Source organism: Rugamonas fusca (assembly GCF_014042365.1).
In the GTDB taxonomy this organism is placed as follows: domain Bacteria; phylum Pseudomonadota; class Gammaproteobacteria; order Burkholderiales; family Burkholderiaceae_D; genus Rugamonas; species Rugamonas fusca.
On the sequence record NZ_JACEZS010000001.1, the window covers coordinates 1 to 18,952 of the forward strand.

The window sequence follows — 18,952 nt, forward strand, 5'->3', positions numbered from 1 at the left end:
TTACTTCGACCGGTTGGGCGTACCACGCCTGTCTTAACCTCAACTACTCGAACCGCCCGGTGCGGACCCGCATGCCGGGTGGTGTGGCAGGGGACCGGTCAGCTATGCTGGCCGCCCCTATGCCGATATTCAACCCAACCGCGCCAGCGCGAAGTCGACAAAACTGCGCACCTTGGCGCTGGGGCGCGGCTCAGGCCGGCGCACGATGTGCACGGCGCGCGATGGCAGCTCCCACTCCGGCAGCAGATGCACCATTGCGCCCGACAGCAAATGCTCCGTCAGCAGCGCATCGTTCTGCATCACCACGCCCATCCCCGCCAGTCCGGCCGCCAGCAAGGCGTGGCCGTGATTGCTGGTGAAATTGCCTTGGGCGCGCACGGCCACCATCGTTTCGCCCTGGCTGAAGCGCCAGCGGTGGTCGGCGCCCCAGCTGTCGAAGGACAGGCAGTTGTGCCGCTCCAGATCCAGCGGGTGGGCCGGCACGCCATGGCGCCGCAGGTAGTCCGGGCTGGCGGCGGCCAGCATGCGGCTGCGCGCCAGCGGACGGGCGATCAGGCCCGTGTCGGCCAGCTTGCCGGAGCGGATCGCCACGTCGATCCCTTCCTCCGCCAGGTTCACAACGCGGTCGTTCAGGACCAGATCCACGTGCACCAGCGGATAGGTGGCGGTGTAGGCATGGATGACAGGGACCAGGCGTTGCGCGCCATAGGCCACTGGCGCCGTGACGCGCAAGCTCCCCTGCGGCACTGCGCGCAGGGTTTCGGCCACGTTGTCGGCCGCTTCCACGCTGGCCAGCACATCGCGGCACCGTTCCAGGTAGCTGGCGCCGATCTCGGTCAGCGTCAGCTTGCGGGTGGTGCGTTCCAGCAGGCGGGCGCCCAGTTGCTGTTCCAGCGCGCTCACGTGCTTGCCCACCATGACGGCCGACATGTCCAGCTGGCGCCCGGCCGCAGCCAGGCTGTTGGCCGTGGCCGCCACCACGAATACTTGCATGCTGCGTAGCTTGTCGCTCATAGCCGGAATAAAAAGTTTCGATTCTCGGAATTGTAGAGTTATTTCCAGCAAATTGGTTCGGATTGATAATTTGACCACGACGAGCGCGATGGCACTCAGGCCAGCGCGCCGACCGTCACCTTCACCGACTCAAGGAGAATCCCATGGCAGCCTACGTGATTGGCGCTTTGACTGTACATAACACCGACTGGCAGCAGGAATATGGCGCGAAGATGCCGGCCCTGATCCAGAAGCATGGCGGCAAGCTGCTGGCGCGCGCGCCGGCCAGCCAGCTGGAGGGCGAGGCGCTGCTGCATGGCGTGACTGTGATGATCGAATTTCCCACTACGGAACAGGCGCAAGCCTGGCACGCTGATCCGGAACACCTGCCGCTGCAGAAGCTGCGCCAGGGCGGCTCGCACATGGACATGATGCTGGTCGGCGGGCTGTAAGGCGGTGCGCGGGCAGTTGAATATACGCATTTAAGCTGCTCTTGATTCACATAGGCGGCCATCGCGTATTCGGATTGGTCGCCACCACCCGCTCTCGTAAAACGCTACCACTGCAAAATTACAGAAAGCAGCAAGGGAGAGCGCGATATTAGCGCGAGCGAGGGCGTTAGCAGAGCAAGTCGAGGATGGATAGGCTTTGCGAATTTCCGCAGCCGAACGCGGCCGACGGCGTCCATGATAGCAGCTTACTCATCTGCAAGGCTCACGAATCCTCGCTCCAGGCCGACGCCGCACCACTAAGCGGACTTTTGCAATTGAGCAGCCTCGGACAAGATTTCTTCAGTCGTCCAATTGCGCGACAACCAGATCGCCAATGCTGCGCCGGACAAATGCCACCACCCCATCCCTTTATATCGTTTGTGAGTCACGAGGTAGTCGCGAGCAACCCACCATGTAACGAGTTGGTCAGGCGGAGTGCGGTTTGAATGTGCAAAAAGAACGCTGGCAAAATATGAATAAGGGTCATCTGGCGAGACGTAGGGTGTACCGGTTCCGCGTGCACGATTCCAGACAATGCGCTGCTGCTCAATGGAAGCAAGTTGTCGTGGCTTTTGAGGGCGACCTTCGACTGCACTTAAGCCCAACCAATAAAGGCCAAGCGGAAACACCAACAATAACGCGAACGTGGCACACGTGGCGACAGCTAAGATGTGGCGAAATCTACGCATGGCATCCCCGATTCTTAAGACTTCAACGCAGATGTCCACTGAGCAACTGCTATTGGCGGACAAGTGCCTGGACACCGCCGCCAATCTCGATAACTGTGCTCATCGGAGAATATCTATTTCCATGGCTTCACATTAATGCGCTCACCTCATTGCTCGACGCCTTTAGAGATAAGGGGGCGGCTCCTGGTTGGTTACGGTCTGGCCTACAGAACCATTTCTTTTATCTTCGTCGCTTTCTCAAAATGGTCTAGTTTTTGTTCGCGAATCCACCATTCAGCGGCCTCCATAAGCAACTCGGGATTATCATTCTTGTTGGCGAAAAATGCGTAAAAAGACAGACCGACATTCGGCCCATTTCTAGCTATTTTTTGATCGCAAACCGCAATCACTTTTTCCCTTAGTGTATTTCTCATTTTTTCAACATTTTCATGCGTTACTCCAGGCCGGAATGTACCAACTCGGCTTTTGTCCGACGCCAGGCCGAAGGAACAGGATCTTGATTTTCAGCGTCTTTTATCACCGGAATCTCGCTGACCCCCGGCATGTGTTTGCATTCGTTTACCCTCGAGAACTCGAAATCTTTATCCTGACAACCCGACCGCTCCGCAGCCGATTCCTGAAGTCATTCTCGAGCACTCTCAACAAATATTAGTCAGGCCGCGCAGTTCAGCATCCACTGCACGCCAAACCTGTCAGTCAATTTGCCGTAGTAATCACCCCAAATCTGCATATCCAATGCTGTTGTAACGACGCCGCCATCCGCCAATTGCTCAAAAAGCTGTTTGGTTAACTGCCTATCATTCATCTGCAAAATGTTTGCAGAACCTCGCATCGGTTCCGCATCATCATTGTCGGAAGCGAAGAACAAAACACCCGGCCCCTCAAATTTCGCATGCATAATTTTTCCTCGCATGGCTTCATTGTGAACTGGCATACCATCAACGCCAAATCGCAACACCTCGGTGATTTGTCCAAGCCCGCACTGAGCATAAAAAGTCAATGCTTGTTCACAAGTCGTCGTAAAAAAGAGGTAATTCGATAGTTGCATGAATTCATCCTTGGATTTAAGTTCAAAGCAGTGGAACTAATCATTTAGTGAATTTTTATCACATTTACAGATACTATGGACGCTCCGTTCATGACCGAAAGCGGGAGCGTTTCAATTCATCGAACTTCCACGAATTCGCTTGAACGATACCAGTTCAAATGCCGCACCAGCAAGAAAGAGGATGCCGGATCCATATTCGAGTCCCAAGTAGTAGGCAACCAGTGCCGCTGTAACAAATCCAGCAGTAATCAGAGGACGCATGTTATCTCCTAATTTCCCACAGGTGGCCGGCCAAACTGAGATGGATAGGTACTGCTCCCTCGACCTCTTCATTCAGCCCAAACGCCTGCCAGTCGTTATGTACAGGCTTGCCGGAAGCTTCTCGGTTTACATGCTCACTGCACATTAGCACCGCGCAAGCTGGCAGCTTCTTATTGCCGACGCCATCCGTGTTTTCAGCGGCTGACGCACATTCGATTGCCCCACCCGGTCCCGCATCTCTTGGACCACCTGGGCCCGCATATTGAGCGGGTGCTGTTGGCCGGAGTCCGATCGATGACACCGAGAATAGCATGTTAGTAATCTTGTAAATGCGTAAATTGTCACCCGGCGGCTGAGCGCGTGACTTGCAGGGCTAAACATCAGTGTTGCGGCGCAGGGATCGCCAGGCGGCGGTCAATGGTTGGGAAGCGGCTGCGTTCTATCAGTCTGTCTGGCGGCGCATTGCGCGCGTGGGCGGTTGAGTTCTGCGCGACCGGGTAGCGGTGGTCGTACGAATAATCAGGTGGTGGGGGCGGGCGCGAATCGGCCAAACGGTGTAAATTGCTGGTTCTGTATCATTGCCCAACAAGGAACGCCATGACTATCAAAGTAATCCGCGACCAGTCGCTGCCCATGCGCCACATCGTCCACGTGCGTAACCACCTGATCTCCACCGACGGCACGCTGGAGGAGGGCGGCAACGACGCCGGTCCGTCGCCGCACGACCTGTACGACGCCGCCATCAGTTCGTGCAAGGCGCTCACGGTGGTGTGGTACGCCAAGCGCAAGGGCATCCCTGTCGAGCAGGTGGAAGTGAGCTGCGAGCGCGACGCGAGCGAGGAGCGCAAGGGCACCTATCGCCTGGCCACCACGCTGCACCTGACGGGCCAACTGACGGACGAGCAGCGCGCCGACCTGCTGGCCGTAGCCCAGAAATGCCCGGTCCACAAGCTGATGACTTCCGTGACGACGGAAGTGACGACGGTGCTGGGATAACAGGCCAGGGATACGCGATGACCATTGCCACTGTATTGAAAGGCCACGAGAAGGACCTCGGCGGCGGCCTGATCGTGCGGCGCTACCTGCCGGCCGCCGTCAAGCAGGCCGTCGGCCCGTTCATCTTCTTCGACCACTTCGGTCCGATGGACGTGGCGCCCGGCGCCAACCACGACGTGCGTCCCCATCCCCACATCGGCCTGGCCACGGTGACCTACCTGTTCGAAGGGGCGATGGACCACCGCGACAGCATCGGCTCCGTGCAGCGCATCGAACCGGGCGCCATCAACTGGATGACGGCCGGGCGCGGCATCGTTCACTCCGAGCGCACCCCCAAGGACCTGGTGGACCGTCCGCACCGCACCCACGGCCTGCAATTGTGGGCCGCGCTGCCGCTGGCGCACGAGGAGGACGAACCCAGTTTCTGCCACACGGCCGCCGACGAGATTCCGGAACTGGCAGTGCAGGGCGCGCGCGTGCGGGTGCTGATCGGCAGTGCCTTCGGCAAGACCTCGCCCGTGCGCACCTACAGCCAGACCCTGTACCTGGACGTGACGCTGCAGGCGGGCCAGCAACTGGGGCTGGCGGGCCTGCCGCCGGAAGCGGCCATCTACCCCATCAGCGGCACCTTGGAAGTGGATGGCGTGCCGCTGGCGCTGCACACGATGGCCTTGCTCGACACGGTGGCCGCCCAGCGCGTGCTGGCCGGTTCGGACGCGCGCTTCGTCGTGATCGGCGGCGAGCCGCTGGAGGGGCGGCGCTTCATGTCGTGGAACTTCGTCTCCTCGCGCAAGGAGCGTATCCAGCAGGCGGCCGAGGACTGGGCCGCCCAGCGCTTCGATCCCGTGCCCGGCGAGACGGAATGGATACCGCTGCCGGCCAGGATGCCAATGTGAACGACGCTCCCGACCGCCTGTCATGGACAGCTTGTTGTCATAGCGCACCTTGGGATGCGCCTTGATCTAGATCAAAGTTCGTCGTTGTCCCAACCGGGTACAGTGTTGCGTCGGAATCACCATTCCCCAACCTACACTGTCATCCGGTAGTGCGCCCAGCGAATGCGCTCTTGCAGGTTGCAGCACGAGAGCGCCATGAACACTTTCAGTCTGCTGTCCGTACATGCATTACCCGTATTAGATCTACTGCAATATCAGCTCGGCGACAAGGACATGACGATCCTGGTGCTCGATGCCGAAGGGCAGCCGCTCCATGTCCGGGGCGATCCCGGCCTGGCCAGCCTGGGCGCCGGCCTGGCCGACACCATGCGGGCCGCGCTGGCTGGCGAATACCCGGCCTGCCTGCCGGCTCCGTGCGCCGGCCCATGTTCGCCCCAGTGCGGGCACGCCATGTCCGGCGGCGCGGCCGTCCCCATTGTGGACGCCCACGGCCAGTTGTGCGGCGGCCTGGCCATCCTCGGTGCTTGCGCCAGCGACCAGCCATGCATGCTGGCGCTGGCGCGCATGTCGGCCAACATGATAGAACGCCAAGTGTTCCTGGCCTCGGCCCCGCATGGCTTGACGCTGCACTTCCATGCCCGCAGCGCCTGCATCGGCACGCTGCAGGACGGACTGGCCAGCTGTAGCGCGGACGGCCGCGCCGTCATGGTCAACGCCGCGGGCCTGGCGCAGCTGGGCCTGCCCCGCGCGGCGCTGGCTTCGCACACTTTCCGCTCGCTGTTTGGCGCCACGCTGGCCGAGCTGGCGGAGCGTTGCCGGTCCGCCGCGCCCGGTCTGGCCAGCTTGCAATTGGGTCAAGGCGGCACGGTGCACTGCCGTGTGCAATTTTGGGACAGCTGTGACACGATGGACCGCCAGGAGGCCGTCGTCGACAGGGAGAGCGGCGGCGGCCAGGCCAGCCCGGTGCGGCGCGTGCGGGCCGGCCTGGGACGGCTGCCGGACCTGCCAGCGTCGCTGGCCGCCACGGCCCTGGGCCAACTGGACACGGGCGACGGCCGCATGGCGCAAGTGATCGCCAAGCTGCGCAAGGTGGCCGGCACCGATATCGCCGTCCTCATCACGGGTGAGACGGGCAGCGGCAAGGAATGGCTGGCGCAAGCCATACACCGCGATTCGCCGCGCGCGCGCCAGCCGTTCGTGGCCATCAACTGCGCCTCCATTCCCGAGACGCTGATCGAATCGGAGCTGTTTGGCTACGAGGAGGGGGCGTTCACGGGCGCCCGCCGCAAGGGCAGTCCCGGCAAGATCGCGCTGGCCAATGGCGGCACCCTGTTCCTCGACGAGATCGGCGACATGCCACTGCCGCTGCAGGCGCGCCTGCTGCGGGTGCTGCAGGAACGCCAGGTCACGCCGCTGGGCAGCGGCCGGTCCATCCCGGTCGATATCGCCCTGGTCTGCGCCACCCACCGCAACCTGCGCGAGCAGATCGAGGCGCGCACCTTCCGCGAGGATCTGTACTACCGGATCAACGGGCTGGTGGTGAAGCTGCCGGCCCTGCGCGAGCGCAGCGACCTGCCGGCCCTGCTGGCGCGCGTGCTGGCCGACGAGGGCAGTGGCTGCACGGTGGCGCCGGCCGTGGCGCGCCTGCTGGAACGCCACCGCTGGCCCGGCAACCTGCGCCAGTTGCGCAGCGTGCTGCGCACGGCGGCCGTGATGGCGGGGCGGGGCGAGGAGATCCGGCTCGAACACCTGGCCGACGATTTCATGGATGACCTGGCCCCCGTCGGCGCGGGCACGGAAGCTGCTTCTAACGACAGTGTACCGGCGCTAGGCCTGGACCAGATGGAATTGCAGCTGATCCAGCGCACGCTGGCCGCGCACGGCGGCAACACTTCCGCCGCCGCGCGTGCCCTGGGCATTTCACGCAACACGATTTACCGCAAGCTGGGCATGGACCGGCTGGCGGCCGCGTGAAGCGCGCCCGGGCCGGGCGCGACACCATAACGAGATAGTGGGAGACGACTATGTATGCGCAATCGGTTCCGCGGCGGCGGGTGATGGTTTGGATGACGGGGGCCTTGTTCTCCGGGCTGGCGCTGGGCATCAGCGCGCTGGCCGGCGCCGCATGGCCGGCGCAGCTGGCGGCGGCGCTGTCGGCCGCCAGCGGTATCTGGCTGGGCGCCATGCTGCGCGGGCGGGGCGCCGGCACGCCCGAACAGCTGCTGGCCAGCAGCGGCCCCATGATCGACCAGATGATGATAGGCGCGGCCGAAACGTCGCACTTCATCGACACCATCCGCAAGCAGGTCGAGCACGACCTGCAGGCCGTGCAGGAGATTGTGCGGCACGCGGCCCGCTCCACGGACAACACGGAACAGATCGCGGCCAACGCCGAACGCGCCTCGGTCGTGGCGGCGCAAGTGCGCCACGCCAGCACGGCCGGCCGCAGCGAGGCCGACCAGAGCCTGCAGCAGATCAGCCAGGCCCGCGAGGAAGCCCATGCGGCCGTCGCCCTGATGCGGGCCTTGCAGGAAAAGTCGCGCACCATCCACACCATCACCGACGCCATCAACCAGATCGCCCAGCGCACCAACCTGCTGGCCCTGAACGCGGCCATCGAAGCGGCGCGCGCGGGCGAACATGGGCGCGGTTTCGCCGTGGTGGCCGGTGAAGTGCGCCAGCTGGCCCAGCGCACCAGCGAATCGAGCAACGAGATCGGCCAGCTGGTGCGCGCCATCAGCGAACAGGCCGAACGGGCCGCCGAAGGCATGGAGGCCTTGAGCGGCAAGGTGGTGGCGGCCAGCGGCAAGGTGGAGCAGGTGCACGCCTTCTTCCAGACCATCGACCAGGCTTCGGCCACGGCCGAAGGCGAGGTGCAGGGCATCGCGCTGTCCGCGCGCGGCCATGTGGACAGCACGCGCGCCATCGGCGGCGCCATCGAGGCGATCCGGGACGGCATGCTCAACACGCAGACCGAGTTGCCGCTCGCCTCGCAGTCGGCCATGATGCTCAGCGAGCGTGCCGAAGCCCTGTTCCACGCGGGCGCAGGCGCCGGCGCCGGGGCCCATGACGCCATCCGCGCCGCCGCCCAGCAGGCCGCACGCGAAGTGGGCGAAATGTTCGAGCAGGGGATCAAGTGCGGCGCCATCAGCGAGCAAGCCCTGTTCGACCGGCGTTACACGCCCATCGCCGGCACCAATCCGCCCAAGTACCGCACCGCCTTCGACGCCTACACGGACAACGTGCTGCCGGCGATCCAGGAAGCGGTGCTGGAGCGCTTGCCGCAACTGGCCTATGCGGGCGCCGTGGACGACCATGGCTACTTCCCCACCCATAACCGCAAGTTCAGCCAGCCGCTGACGGGCGACAAGGACTATGACCTGGTGCACAACCGTACCAAGCGCATCTTCGACGACCGCATCGGCACCCGTTGCGGTTCGCACACCCAGCCCTTCCTGCTGCAAACGTACAAGCGCGACACGGGCGAGGTGATGCACGACCTGTCGGCGCCTATCATGGTGCGGGGCCGGCATTGGGGCGGGTTCCGCATCGGTTATCGTTCGGATGCGGCCAGTGCGCCGGCGACGGTGGCCGAACCGGCGGCCGCGCCAGCGCCCGCGCGCGGCGGGGCAGGCCGGAGTGCGCTCACCGCGCGCCGTCCGGCGCTGGCCGGCGCCACGGGCGTGGCCGCGCGCGCGCGTTGACGCGGCACGTCAGGCGCACAGGAACGATACCGGACGAGACAGGTTAATACGGCGAGGGCAATCCGGCGAGGCCGGCGCTCAGGCGGTCGACAGGTCGTGCGCGGCGATGGTGCTGTGCAGGCCTGCCGCGCCGGTGCGGATGATCCAGTGTTCGGGATAGGGTTCGCTGGCGAAGCGGTTGTGGCGTGCGATGCGGGTCAGCTTGTCGAGCGGGGTGGCGGGCGCCAGCGCCGTCTCCTTGCCGCTTAACTGGTCCAGGTGCCAGAAGCCGCCGTCGCGGTGCAGCAGCAGCGGCAGGCCGGACGCCAGCGGCGTGCTGGCGTAGGACGGCATCGGGTAGCCGGGATGGGTTTCCGGCGCCACCAGGTAGAAGCATTCGGCGCGCGCGCCCTCGTCGATGCGGTGCAGGATGACGGCGTGCGGCAGGATGGCCGACACGGTCAGCACCACGATGTCCCGGATGCTGGCGCTCAGTTCGATGCGCATGCCCAGCCGCAGCGGCGTGGGCTTGTGCTTGCCGGGCCAGACGCCGTCCAGCAGCAGCCCGTAGCGCGACACGTCCTCGATCTCGAACCCGTGGCCGGTGCGGCGGATCACGGCATGGCGCCCGGACAGGCGGCGCGTGAGGCCATTGGTCTCCTGGCCGTCGCCCGTGTAATGGGTGAGCAGCGCGTCGGCCTCGGGATCGACCAGCTCGAAGCGGCCGAACACGCATTCCTCAAGCGCGAACAGGCGCACCTGGCGCTGCGCGCCCGCTTCCGGCGCCGCGTTCACCAGGCAGGCCGCCCGGCTCGGATGGGGATGCAGGGCCGAGGTGGCCGGCATGTCGATCTCGATCAGGTCCTCATCCCAGGCGATGGTGGAGAAGCCCAGGTCCACCTTGCCCTGCGGCGCGCCCAGGTCCAGGTGGGCGATGCCGGCGTTGCGGGCCGTGACGTCGATGTCGAGCCGGTCGCCCCCTTGCGCGCTCACGCGCGCGATGGAGGCGTCGTCCGCCATCACGCGCACGTTCTTGTGGGTGGACAGGAAGATGCGGTGGATGTCGGTCAGCGTGGCGTCCGGCCGCGGCACCAGGATCACGAAGGTGCACACCCATTTGCGCGACGCCAGTTCCGGGTGCTGGCTGAGCACTTCGATGCTGATCTGGTACTGGCCATGCTCCATGCCGCGCGAGGAGAATTCCACGAACACGGGGCGCCACTCGCCATTGGTCGAGCGCACCATCTGCTGGCGCGCGGCGCCGTTCGGGATCAGGTCCGATTGCAGCCGCAGGTCAAGCTGGGGCGCGCAGCCTTGCGGCATGCCGCGCAATGCCATCTTCAGGGTCTGGCGGCCGCCGGCCGCGCGCGGGTCGAAGCCGCTGATGTAAAGCTGGGGACGTTCGGCCTGGGTCCGCACCAGCGTGCGGGCGTAGGCGGGGGCCAGGTCGGCGGCGATGGCGGCGGGATGGGATGCGTGGTCCGGTGCCGGGGCAGCCGCCTGCGCCGCCGCCGGAACTTCGGCGCGGGCATGGCGCACGGCACTAAGCAGGTCGTAGCTGGAGGGTTGCGCGGCGCATTGGGCGTGTCCGCCCGCGCACACATCTTCCCCAGGCATGACCCAGTACGTGCAGTGCGGGTGCTGCGGGTTACTGCATTTTTTCATGGCATTCGAACCGACGGGATAACCATGAGTTTATGCGCTTTTGCCGGCGCTTGGCAATCGACGCGGCAGGGCTGGCCATGATTTGTGGCCCGTTTGCGCCGGTTTGCTGTTTTTGTAACAACGTCCCTCAGCAAAATGTGGTCAGAATGGAATGTGGCAATGCTGTCTGGTCAATATTTTCGTTCGCGAAGCGGATGGCGATGGCCGTCATGTTGTCGATATATAACTGCGGCGGCGGGCTGCCGGTCCAGGCGTCGAACAGGCTGGCCAGCGCGTCGCCGACGCATGCCGTGCCTGGCGCGAGCAGGCGCGGCCAGCGGGCCAGCCACGGCAGCGGCTGGCCGCAGGACCACAAGCCGTCCGTGGCCAGCAGGTACAGCGCGCCGGGACGGAGCGCCAGCGCGCGGCGGTCGGCCAGCGGGTGCAGGAACGGCGGCAGCGTGGCCGGGGCCAGCGCGTGCAGGCCATCGTCCAGCACTTGCGGATTGGCCAAGGCGTTGCCGAGGATGAAGGCTTGCGCGATCTGGGCCCGGTGCTCGCCATGCACCTGCTGCCACCATTCCTGTGCGCCCAGCAGGCCGTGCATGGCGTAGCCGGTGGCCGGCACGTGGTCGATGGTGAGCGGCACGGCCATGTCGGCCGTCACCTGGTACAGGCGCGAGTCGCCCACGTGGTACAGCAGCGGCGCCTGGCCGGGCGCGATTTCCAGCAAGGTGAGGGTGGTGCCGGGACGGCGGAACGTGTCGGCGTCGCCGGGCTGGCGGAAGCGTGCCTGCAAGGCGGCGTGCAGGGCGTCGAGGCGGGACGACAGCTCGGCCAGCGTGCGGCAGGCCGGTACCGCCAGGAGGCCCGTGGCCACGGCTTCCGCCGCCTGCCTGCCGTGGCCATGGCCACCCATGCCATCGAGTACGGCCAGCCGTACGTGACCGGCGGGCCAGCCGGCCACGCGCGTGCGCCGTGGCGCTTGCCCGCACAGGTGCACGGCGTGGCCGCTGGCGTCGATCAGCAGCACATTGTCCTGGTTCTCCGGCACCACGAGCCGGCTGGCGCTGGCGGCGCTGCGGGCGGCCACCTGCAGGCCGGGGCCGAAATCGAGCCCGCCGGCCAGGCAGTGCAGGGGATCGTCCGTGGGGGGCGCCGGCGCGCGCGTGCCGCGCAGGAAGCTCATTCGCCGCTCCGGCGCAGCCACAGGCTGCTGACCCAGCCCACGCCGCCGCCATCGGCCATGGCGGCGCGCACCTGCCACCAGTCGCCCTCGCGCGCGCCCGTGGGCGTGACGGTGGCGCCGGCCGGCACGGTGGCCAGCAGCGGCGCGTTCACGCCAGCGGCCGCCCGCAAGTGCAGGGCGCGGTGGGTCAGGAACGGCTGGCCGGCCGTGGCGGGGCGCGGCGCATCATGCGCGCCGGGGGATTGCGGCTCCGGGGCCGCATCCTGCTCCGCGTTCGCGGACGCGTTGATGGGGGCGGCGGCGAGGCGGGCCGGGTCCGCCGTCCCCATCGCGCTTGCGCGCCACGCGGGCGCGAGGGCCAGGATCAGGCTGCCCAATCCCCAGCTGCCGGCCACGAGGATCAGCAGGGCGCGCGCGTTGGGGCGGCGCCACCACTGGCGCGGGGTCAGCACGGACGCCAGGAACAGCGTCAGCACCAGCCCGGCCAGGTAGGCGCCCGCGCCGTAGAGTTTAGCCATGTCCATGCCGCCTCCCGTCGTCATGCTTCGAAGCGCAGCACGTAGTGGCCCACGGCCAGGTGGTGGCCCGTTGGCAGCAGGTAGGGCGCTTCGGCGCTCGCTTCGGCGATGGTGGCCACGAAGGCCAGCTTGTCGTCCAGGTGGAACAGGGCCTGGGTGGCGGCCAGCCGGCCGATCCGGTAGCCTTGCGGCGTGGCCTCGAAGCTGAACGCGGTGCGCGACAGGCCAAGCCGGTCCGCGCTGGCGCCATCGGCGCCCGCCTCGCGCCGCAGGAAGCGGGGCGAGTCGAGCACGCGCAGCGCGGCCAGCACGGGGCTGCTGCGGCCGAAGGTGAAGCGGGCGCCGCCCGAAACAGGCGCCGTCAGCGGCTGGGCCAGCGACAGCAGCGCGCAATAGCGCTCGGCCATTTCCGGCGCCACGGGCTGTAACGCCATGCTGCGCCCGTCGACCGGGTTGAAGGTGGCCGGGGCGGCGATGCGCTGGCGGCCGGCGGCCGTGCGGGCATACAGTTCGTCGGCGGCCGTGACGCCGAAGGTGATGGCTGCCGCCGCATCGGCCGTCACGGCCAGCGTGGCGTCGAACGGCAGTTCCAGCGCGCTGGCGCCCGTGTCGCGGTAGCGGCTCAGGCGCGGCAAGGCCAGCGCCACCAGGCTCACGCGCTGCTGGGCGGTGGGGGCGTAGGTGGCTTCGCTTTCGGCCGGGCGGAACGCGGCCTTGTGGCTGGCGGGGAGGGCTGTCAGGTCGGCGCCGGCCGGGGCGGCGGCGTGGGGCGGCGCGGCGCGGGCGGCCGAACGGTTTTGCCAGACGGCGGGCCGGATGCTGTTGCGCGCCGCCGATGGCGAATCCGAGAGGGGCGGGGAGGCCTGGGCGCTCATGCTCGCCGGCGCGGGGCCGACGCGCGTGATCTTCAGCAGCAGGCGCGGGCCGGCGCCGTTGATGCCGCCGCCGGTGGACTTGATGGTGTAGTAGCCGCTGCGCGGGTCGAAGCGGCAATCGAAGCCATCCTTGGGGCGCATCTGCACACTGGGCGGCGCGTCCGGGCCATCGTTGATGATGAGGATGGCGCCGTCCGGGCCGAATGGCCAGCCGGGGGCGGCGCAACTGGCCTCGCTGGCGTCGGCGCCGATCAGCACCAGGCGCTGGTCGGGATAGACGGGGCACACGGGATGCCACACGGCGCTGTCGCGCGACACGCTGACGTTGAACAGGATTTTCTCGTCCGGCGCCGGCAAGTAGACGGCGTGGCCGAACTTGACTTCGATCTGGCCGGGCGCCAGCGCGTCCGCGCCCACCACGTCGTAGCGCACCTGGTCGGCGCCCAGCAGGTCGCCGAAGTCTTTCTGGTGCAGGGCCGTCAGCGTCTGGGCCAGGTCGCGCGCGCGGGCGCCGCGCGTGAGATGGTAGTCGTCGTCCACTTCCTCCTGCGGCAGCATCAGCGTCACGTGCGAGAAGCAGCGCGTGGCGGCGCGGCCCCGCTGTTCGCGCGGGCTGCGTTCGAGCAGGTCGCGCAACAAGGGGCGGCGCGCGAACAGCGCCAGGCCCGGCGCCTGCCAGATCGCCTCGGCGTTGAACACGTCCGGTATCCGGCCCAGGACTTGGTGTTGCACATAGATCGGCATGATGGGTTCTCCTCAAATGTCAGATGGCGCAGATGACGGCGCGCTGGCCTTGACCAGTGCTAGCAGGGGGCACAGGAAAAACAGCAGGTGGCTGCCGCCGGCCGACAGGAAACTCATGGGCTGGCCCATGATGGGGAAGATGGCCAGGTTGGTGCCCCACGACAGCAGGAAATGCCCCAGCACGAATGCGGCCCCGCCGCACAGGGCGAAATAGGCGAAGCGCCCGGCCCAGGCGGCGCGGTGGTGGCGGGCCATGGCGCCCGCGGCCAGGCGGCGCGCCGCCGCCACGGCGATGCCCGTCACGAACGCGGCCTGCGTGGCCCACAGCAGCAGGCCCGCCGCCAGGCCGTGGCGGTTCAGGAACAATGACGGCGCGAAGTCGTCCTGCACGGCCGGTATGCGCTGCACGGCGCCCAGCGGCTGGCCCAGCGTGCGCAGGCCAAGCAGGTGGTCGGCGCCCCACCAGCCGCCGTCTGTGATGGCTTGCGCGCCCAGCAGCAGTTGCTGGCCCGTGTGCGGATGTTCGGCCGGATTGAGCCAGACCAGGAAGCGGTCGGCGTAGAAGCCCCAGCGGATCAGGTCATCGGTGCCGGCCAGGCGCAGCCAGGCGATGGCGGCGATGGCCGCCAGCACCAGCAGCAGCAAGGCCGCGGCCAGCTTGCCGTTGCGCGCGGCGACCGCATAGGCGAGCGCCATCGACGTGCTCCACACCAGCAGCAGGATCAGGGGCGAATAATCGTCCACCTGCACCAGCGCCAGTCCCAGCAGCGCCAGGAACAGCAGGGCCGGCGCGGCCAGCCGCAGCCAGCGCATGGCGCGGCCGGGCCAGTCGCGCCCGTCGTGCCGCCAGCCAAAGCGCAAGGCCAGGCAGTGGGCCGTGAGGGCGGTCAGCGCCAGCTTGGCCAGTTCGACCGGCTGCAGGTCGAACACGCCCGTCTCGTCGCCCCACAGCACCTGGGCCGCCAGCGCGGCCAGGGCCACGGCGGCGAACAGCATCAGCAGCCATTCGACGCCGCGCTGCCGCAGGCGGTCCGCCAGCGCGGCGGTCCACAGCCGGCATCCGGTGGCGAGCGCCGTGCCGATGGCCAGCATGGCGGCGCTTTTCTGGTAGTAGCGCAGCCACGATGATTCGTCCGCGCCCAGGCCCAGCGCCAGTTGCGCCAGCAGTCCCGCCGCCAGCAGCACGGCGGCGGCGGCGATGGGCGGCGACCAGCGGCCCGGCGGCGCGAGCCACATGGCCAGCGCACAGCAGGCCAGCAGCAGCGAGCAGGCCGCGCCGGGCGGATGGCCGCCGCGCTGCAGCGCCAGTGCCGCCACGCCGGCCGCCAGCAGGCAGCCTGCCGCCCACCACGCCGCCACCGCTTGCCAGCTCCGCGTGGCGGCACCCGGGCCGCGAGCGTAGCGGGCCGCCAACAGCGGGCACAGGCCCGCCAGGCCGACGGCCAACAGACCCAGGACATAGCCGTCGCCGGCGCCATGCCACAGCGACCGCTGCTGCCAGCGCCATTCGACGGCGGACGGCAATCGCACCTGCGGCATGCTGTACAGGGCGACATGCCGGCCTGGCGTCATGGTCAGCTCATCCCCAGAGATGGCCAGGTCGAAGCGCGTGTGGCCCACGACGAGGGCGCGCACGGGGGCCAGCGCCGTCTCCTGCTGCCGCAGTTCATCGGGTTGCCGTTCTTGCAGCACCTGCACACTGGCCGGCTCGCCGTCCGGATTGCCGGCGCTGAGCACGATCCGCCCCCCATCGCGCGCCAGCCGCGCGGCGCCGGGCGCCACGTCGGGCAGGCCGAGGCGGTTGCCGCAGTGGAGGTTGCCGCCGAAGGTGAGCGGATGGGCCATCGTCAGCACGGCAGGTGCCCAGCGGTTCCACAGGGCCATCAGCCGTGCGCCGGGGTGGGTGTCGGGGCAGGCGGGCTGCGGCTGGCCAGCGCGGTACAGCGTGGCGCCGTCATAGCGCCAGTGCTGGCCGGCCATGCTGAAGGCGACGCTGCGGGCGTCCGCCTGCGCGATGGTGAAGCGCAGGCCGTCGATCTGGAAGGCACGCTTGCCCTGCAGGGGCGTGCTGCCCATGCGCCGTTCGCCGTCCCCGTCCTGCAGCACCAGTTGGCGGGACTGGCTCTGGTTGGCCAGCAGCCACACGCCATTGGCGTCGCGCCGCAGGGCCAGGTGGGACAGGTCGGCCTGCGGCGCGGCCAGTTCGTGCCGGCCCAGCGCAACGCCCGCGCCCGGCGCGAGCGTGACCTTGATGCTGGCGGGCAGCCACGCGGGCGGCGCGCGCCACAGCGCCCAGGCCTGCAATGCGCACAGCACCGCGATCAGCGCCAGCACGGCGGCGCGCGCGCCATTGCGGGCGATCGCATGGGCGGCGCGGTGCACGCCCATGATGAGCAACGCGCCGGATGGGGTCATGCGCGATGACGCGGGAAGTGGCCGCCGGGCCGTGCGGCCAGCTTGCCCGGCCAAGTTGGCTTTCCCGCTGGCGGCCGCGCCGGCGCGTGGCCGGTTGCGCTGGAATGGCAAGGTCGTCCCCATCATGCGCCCTGGATGGTGCGCCAGCCGTTGGCGGCGGTGGGACGGGCCAGCCCGTGCGACAGCTGGAACGGGCCAGGCTGGAACGATGCGGGCAAGCGCTGGCGGATGGCATCGAGCAGGCGGCTGATCTGCACCGCGTGCCGGGGCCGCAGCGCGGGCTCGGTGGCGAGCAGGGCGCGCAGCAGTTGCAGCGCCGGCGCGCGCGCTTGCGGCTGCGCGCGCGCGATGGCGTCACCGAAGTGCTGCGCTTCGTCCTCGCTCAAGGCGGGCGGGATGATGCCGCCGTGCGCGCTGCGCAGCAGTTGTGCGCCGGCCGTGTGATGGGCGCGGTAAGCCTGGCCGCAATCGTTGCAGAAGCGCAGCGGCTGGCCGCCGGTGGCCAGGAAGTAGAACAGGGCGCCCAGCGAGAAATAGTCGCTGCGCGCGTCGGTGGCGTAGTGGCCGTCGGCGCCGGGGAAGAACTGTTCCGGCGCCTGCCAGTTGGCGGTACCGGCGTAGGAATGGGGCTGGGCCTGATCGAGCGGGCGGTTGGTGCCGAAATCGGCCAGCTTGACGGAGGATAGTTGCGGGTCCAGCAGCACGTTGGCGGGCTTGAGGTCCAGGTAGCGCCAGCCATACTGGTGCACCTTGGCCAGCGCCTGGTTCAGCTGCGCGATCCAGTCCAGCAACTGCGCCAGCGGGATGGTTGCGCCGCGCGCCCGCAGGGCCGTGGTGTGCCGGCCCAGGTCGGTGCCCATCAATTCCAGCGCCAGCACGGGCAGGCCCTCGTGCCAGCCGCTGTCGAGCAGGCGCACGATATGGCGCTCGTCCCAAGGTTCCAGCGATTGCAGGAAGGCGATCTCGTTGCGGGCGCTATCGATCCAGCGCGCGCGCTGTTCCGGCAGCGCGCATGCCATCTGCTCCTGGTTGACCAGTTTGATGGCCACGTCGCGCGTGCCGCGCGGCCCGCTGGCGCGCCAGATCACGCCGTAGGCCGAGCCCCCGATTTGCTCACGCAGCCGGTAGTGCCCCAGCTCCAAGGTGATGACAGTATCCTTCATGATTCCCCCGCCGGCACCATGCCGTCACCTGGTGTAGCGGAGGGAGGACGAAAATGGGCGGAATATAAAAAAAGCCTGGCGCCGGGGAGACGTCAGGCCTTGGCCGCGGGGGGACGCGGCGCGTAATGCGCACGTGCTGTCAACGGTCGTAACCGCGCTCGTAGCCTCGCTCGTAACCCCGTTCGTAACCGTGCTCGTAGCCGCGGTGATGTTCGTGCTCATAGTAGCCGTGGCCACGGTATTCATGGTATTCGCGGTAGTAGGGCCGGGCCGGTTCCACGTACACCACGCGCGGCGGGCCGTAGTAGCGCGGCGGCGGGGCGTAGTAGACGGGCGCCTGCTGGTAGTACACGGGTGCCGGCTGCGTGTAGACGCGGGTCTCGGCATAGCCGCGGCGGTAGCCCCGGTCGTCCGTGCTGATGCTGTTGCCCACGGCCGCACCCAGCAGGCCGCCCACGATGGCGCCGTCGCGCCCGCCGGCGTTGCTGCCGACGGCCGCGCCGATCACGGCGCCGGCCGCCGTGTTGAAATCCCGGTCCCCCGCCATGGCGGCGGACGATACGGTCATCGCGGCCAGCGTGACCGCACCCAGGATTTTCTTGTTCAACATGGCAATTCTCCTTGCTCCGGCGCCGGTCGGAATGACCAGTTCGTCCGTTGTATGAGCTTCACTATATCGTCCGGCGGAAAATCCACCACGTCTTATACACATTCTTACATTCCGGGCAACCGTGTAACATTTGACGGCGCCCCTGCCGGGCGGGCGCGCCGGGCCTCCCATTCCGGGCGCAGCAGGCTGTAGACCGTCACGTCGCAAAAGCTGCCATTGATGAAGAACGACTGGCGCAGCGTGCCTTCGGCCGTGAAGCCGCATTTCTCGGCCACGCGCACCGAGGCCAGGTTGTCGGGCGCCGTCAGCACTTCGAGCCGGTGGAACTGGCTGGTCTTGAACAGGTGGTCGACCAGCAGGGTGCAAGCCTCGGTGACGTAACCGCGCCCGGCCAGCGTCTGGTCGAACAGGCGGTAGCCGATCTCGCGCATGGTCGGGGTGCGGGCCTTGAAATGGGTGAGCACGCCGACGATGTGGTGGGCCTGGTCCTCGATCACGAACAGTTCGCTGTCCTCGGACGCGAAGCCGCTCTGCATGAATTCCTTGCGCATGGTCTCGGGCGACTTGAACTGGCTGGAGAAGTAGTCGCCGCGCGAGGGCAGGTCGTTGACCAGCGCGATGAAGGTGTTCAGGTCGGCCGTGAGCAGGTGGCGCACGGTGCACAGTTTCCCTTTGAGCATGGACGCTTCCTTCCTGGCTGAGCACGAGCCCCCATGGTAAGGCAAGCTTGCTGTCGA

The 18,952-nt window shown here is 67.5% G+C and carries 17 protein-coding genes; 5 read left to right on the forward strand and 12 right to left on the reverse strand.

What is annotated here, in order from left to right; all coding sequences use genetic code 11:
- Nucleotides 1–129: 129 nt before the first annotated feature.
- The gene (locus tag H3H36_RS00005; RefSeq protein ID WP_229219644.1) at nt 130–993 is read right to left on the reverse strand and encodes a LysR substrate-binding domain-containing protein; all 864 of its coding nucleotides are present in this window, start codon (nt 991–993) and stop codon (nt 130–132) included.
- A gap of 164 nt (nt 994–1,157) precedes the next feature.
- Here H3H36_RS00005 and H3H36_RS00010 point away from each other — a divergent pair, with 164 nt between their 5' ends.
- Nucleotides 1,158–1,445: a DUF1330 domain-containing protein gene (locus H3H36_RS00010; RefSeq protein ID WP_182212933.1), complete on the forward strand. Its 288-nt coding sequence runs from the start codon at nt 1,158–1,160 to the stop codon at nt 1,443–1,445.
- A 931-nt stretch (nt 1,446–2,376) separates the two neighbouring features.
- On the opposite strand, the gene H3H36_RS00015 is transcribed toward H3H36_RS00010, so the two are convergent.
- The 3 genes from H3H36_RS00015 to H3H36_RS00025 all read right to left on the reverse strand — a co-directional run bounded on the left by H3H36_RS00015 (nt 2,377) and on the right by H3H36_RS00025 (nt 3,482).
- A complete protein-coding gene (locus tag H3H36_RS00015) occupies nt 2,377–2,586 on the reverse strand; it encodes a DUF6500 family protein (RefSeq protein ID WP_182212934.1) in 210 nt (69 codons plus the stop codon).
- 239 nt (nt 2,587–2,825) lie between these two features.
- Nucleotides 2,826–3,221, reverse strand: a complete 396-nt coding sequence (locus H3H36_RS00020) for a VOC family protein (protein ID WP_182212935.1) — start codon at nt 3,219–3,221, stop codon at nt 2,826–2,828.
- Nucleotides 3,222–3,332: 111 nt separating this feature from the next.
- Nucleotides 3,333–3,482 (reverse strand): hypothetical protein, encoded by a 150-nt coding sequence (locus H3H36_RS00025; RefSeq protein WP_182212936.1) that lies wholly within the window; start codon nt 3,480–3,482, stop codon nt 3,333–3,335.
- A gap of 597 nt (nt 3,483–4,079) precedes the next feature.
- Between H3H36_RS00025 and H3H36_RS00030 the strand changes: the two genes are divergently transcribed.
- The 4 genes from H3H36_RS00030 (at nt 4,080) to H3H36_RS00045 (ending at nt 9,078) form a co-directional block, all read left to right on the forward strand.
- Nucleotides 4,080–4,478, forward strand: a complete 399-nt coding sequence (locus H3H36_RS00030; protein WP_182212937.1) for an OsmC family protein — start codon at nt 4,080–4,082, stop codon at nt 4,476–4,478.
- A gap of 17 nt (nt 4,479–4,495) precedes the next feature.
- Nucleotides 4,496–5,374 carry a pirin family protein gene (locus tag H3H36_RS00035; RefSeq protein ID WP_182212938.1) on the forward strand — a complete coding sequence of 293 codons (879 nt, stop codon included), beginning with the start codon at nt 4,496–4,498 and terminating at the stop codon, nt 5,372–5,374.
- A 195-nt stretch (nt 5,375–5,569) separates the two neighbouring features.
- A complete protein-coding gene (locus tag H3H36_RS27405; RefSeq protein WP_182212939.1) occupies nt 5,570–7,348 on the forward strand; it encodes a sigma-54-dependent Fis family transcriptional regulator in 1,779 nt (592 codons plus the stop codon).
- A gap of 83 nt (nt 7,349–7,431) precedes the next feature.
- A complete protein-coding gene (locus tag H3H36_RS00045; RefSeq protein WP_446033173.1) occupies nt 7,432–9,078 on the forward strand; it encodes a methyl-accepting chemotaxis protein in 1,647 nt (548 codons plus the stop codon).
- Nucleotides 9,079–9,156: 78 nt separating this feature from the next.
- On the opposite strand, the gene H3H36_RS00050 is transcribed toward H3H36_RS00045, so the two are convergent.
- The 8 genes from H3H36_RS00050 to H3H36_RS00085 all read right to left on the reverse strand — a co-directional run bounded on the left by H3H36_RS00050 (nt 9,157) and on the right by H3H36_RS00085 (nt 18,895).
- Nucleotides 9,157–10,674: an FHA domain-containing protein gene (locus H3H36_RS00050; protein WP_182212941.1), complete on the reverse strand. Its 1,518-nt coding sequence runs from the start codon at nt 10,672–10,674 to the stop codon at nt 9,157–9,159.
- 175 nt (nt 10,675–10,849) lie between these two features.
- A complete protein-coding gene (locus H3H36_RS00055; RefSeq protein ID WP_182212942.1) occupies nt 10,850–11,890 on the reverse strand; it encodes a PP2C family protein-serine/threonine phosphatase in 1,041 nt (346 codons plus the stop codon).
- Nucleotides 11,887–12,408 carry an SH3 domain-containing protein gene (locus tag H3H36_RS00060; RefSeq protein WP_229219646.1) on the reverse strand — a complete coding sequence of 174 codons (522 nt, stop codon included), beginning with the start codon at nt 12,406–12,408 and terminating at the stop codon, nt 11,887–11,889. Before H3H36_RS00060 ends, H3H36_RS00055 begins: the two co-directional genes overlap by 4 nt.
- A gap of 20 nt (nt 12,409–12,428) precedes the next feature.
- Nucleotides 12,429–14,027: a hypothetical protein gene (locus H3H36_RS00065; protein WP_182212944.1), complete on the reverse strand. Its 1,599-nt coding sequence runs from the start codon at nt 14,025–14,027 to the stop codon at nt 12,429–12,431.
- A gap of 12 nt (nt 14,028–14,039) precedes the next feature.
- Entirely contained in the window at nt 14,040–16,442 is a 2,403-nt protein-coding gene (locus tag H3H36_RS27410; RefSeq protein WP_182212945.1) for an FtsW/RodA/SpoVE family cell cycle protein, read from the reverse strand.
- A gap of 122 nt (nt 16,443–16,564) precedes the next feature.
- A complete protein-coding gene (locus tag H3H36_RS00075; protein WP_182212946.1) occupies nt 16,565–17,605 on the reverse strand; it encodes a serine/threonine-protein kinase in 1,041 nt (346 codons plus the stop codon).
- 139 nt (nt 17,606–17,744) lie between these two features.
- The gene (locus H3H36_RS00080) at nt 17,745–18,215 is read right to left on the reverse strand and encodes a glycine zipper domain-containing protein (protein ID WP_220459543.1); all 471 of its coding nucleotides are present in this window, start codon (nt 18,213–18,215) and stop codon (nt 17,745–17,747) included.
- A gap of 104 nt (nt 18,216–18,319) precedes the next feature.
- Nucleotides 18,320–18,895, reverse strand: a complete 576-nt coding sequence (locus tag H3H36_RS00085; protein WP_182212947.1) for a GNAT family N-acetyltransferase — start codon at nt 18,893–18,895, stop codon at nt 18,320–18,322.
- Nucleotides 18,896–18,952: the final 57 nt, after the last annotated feature.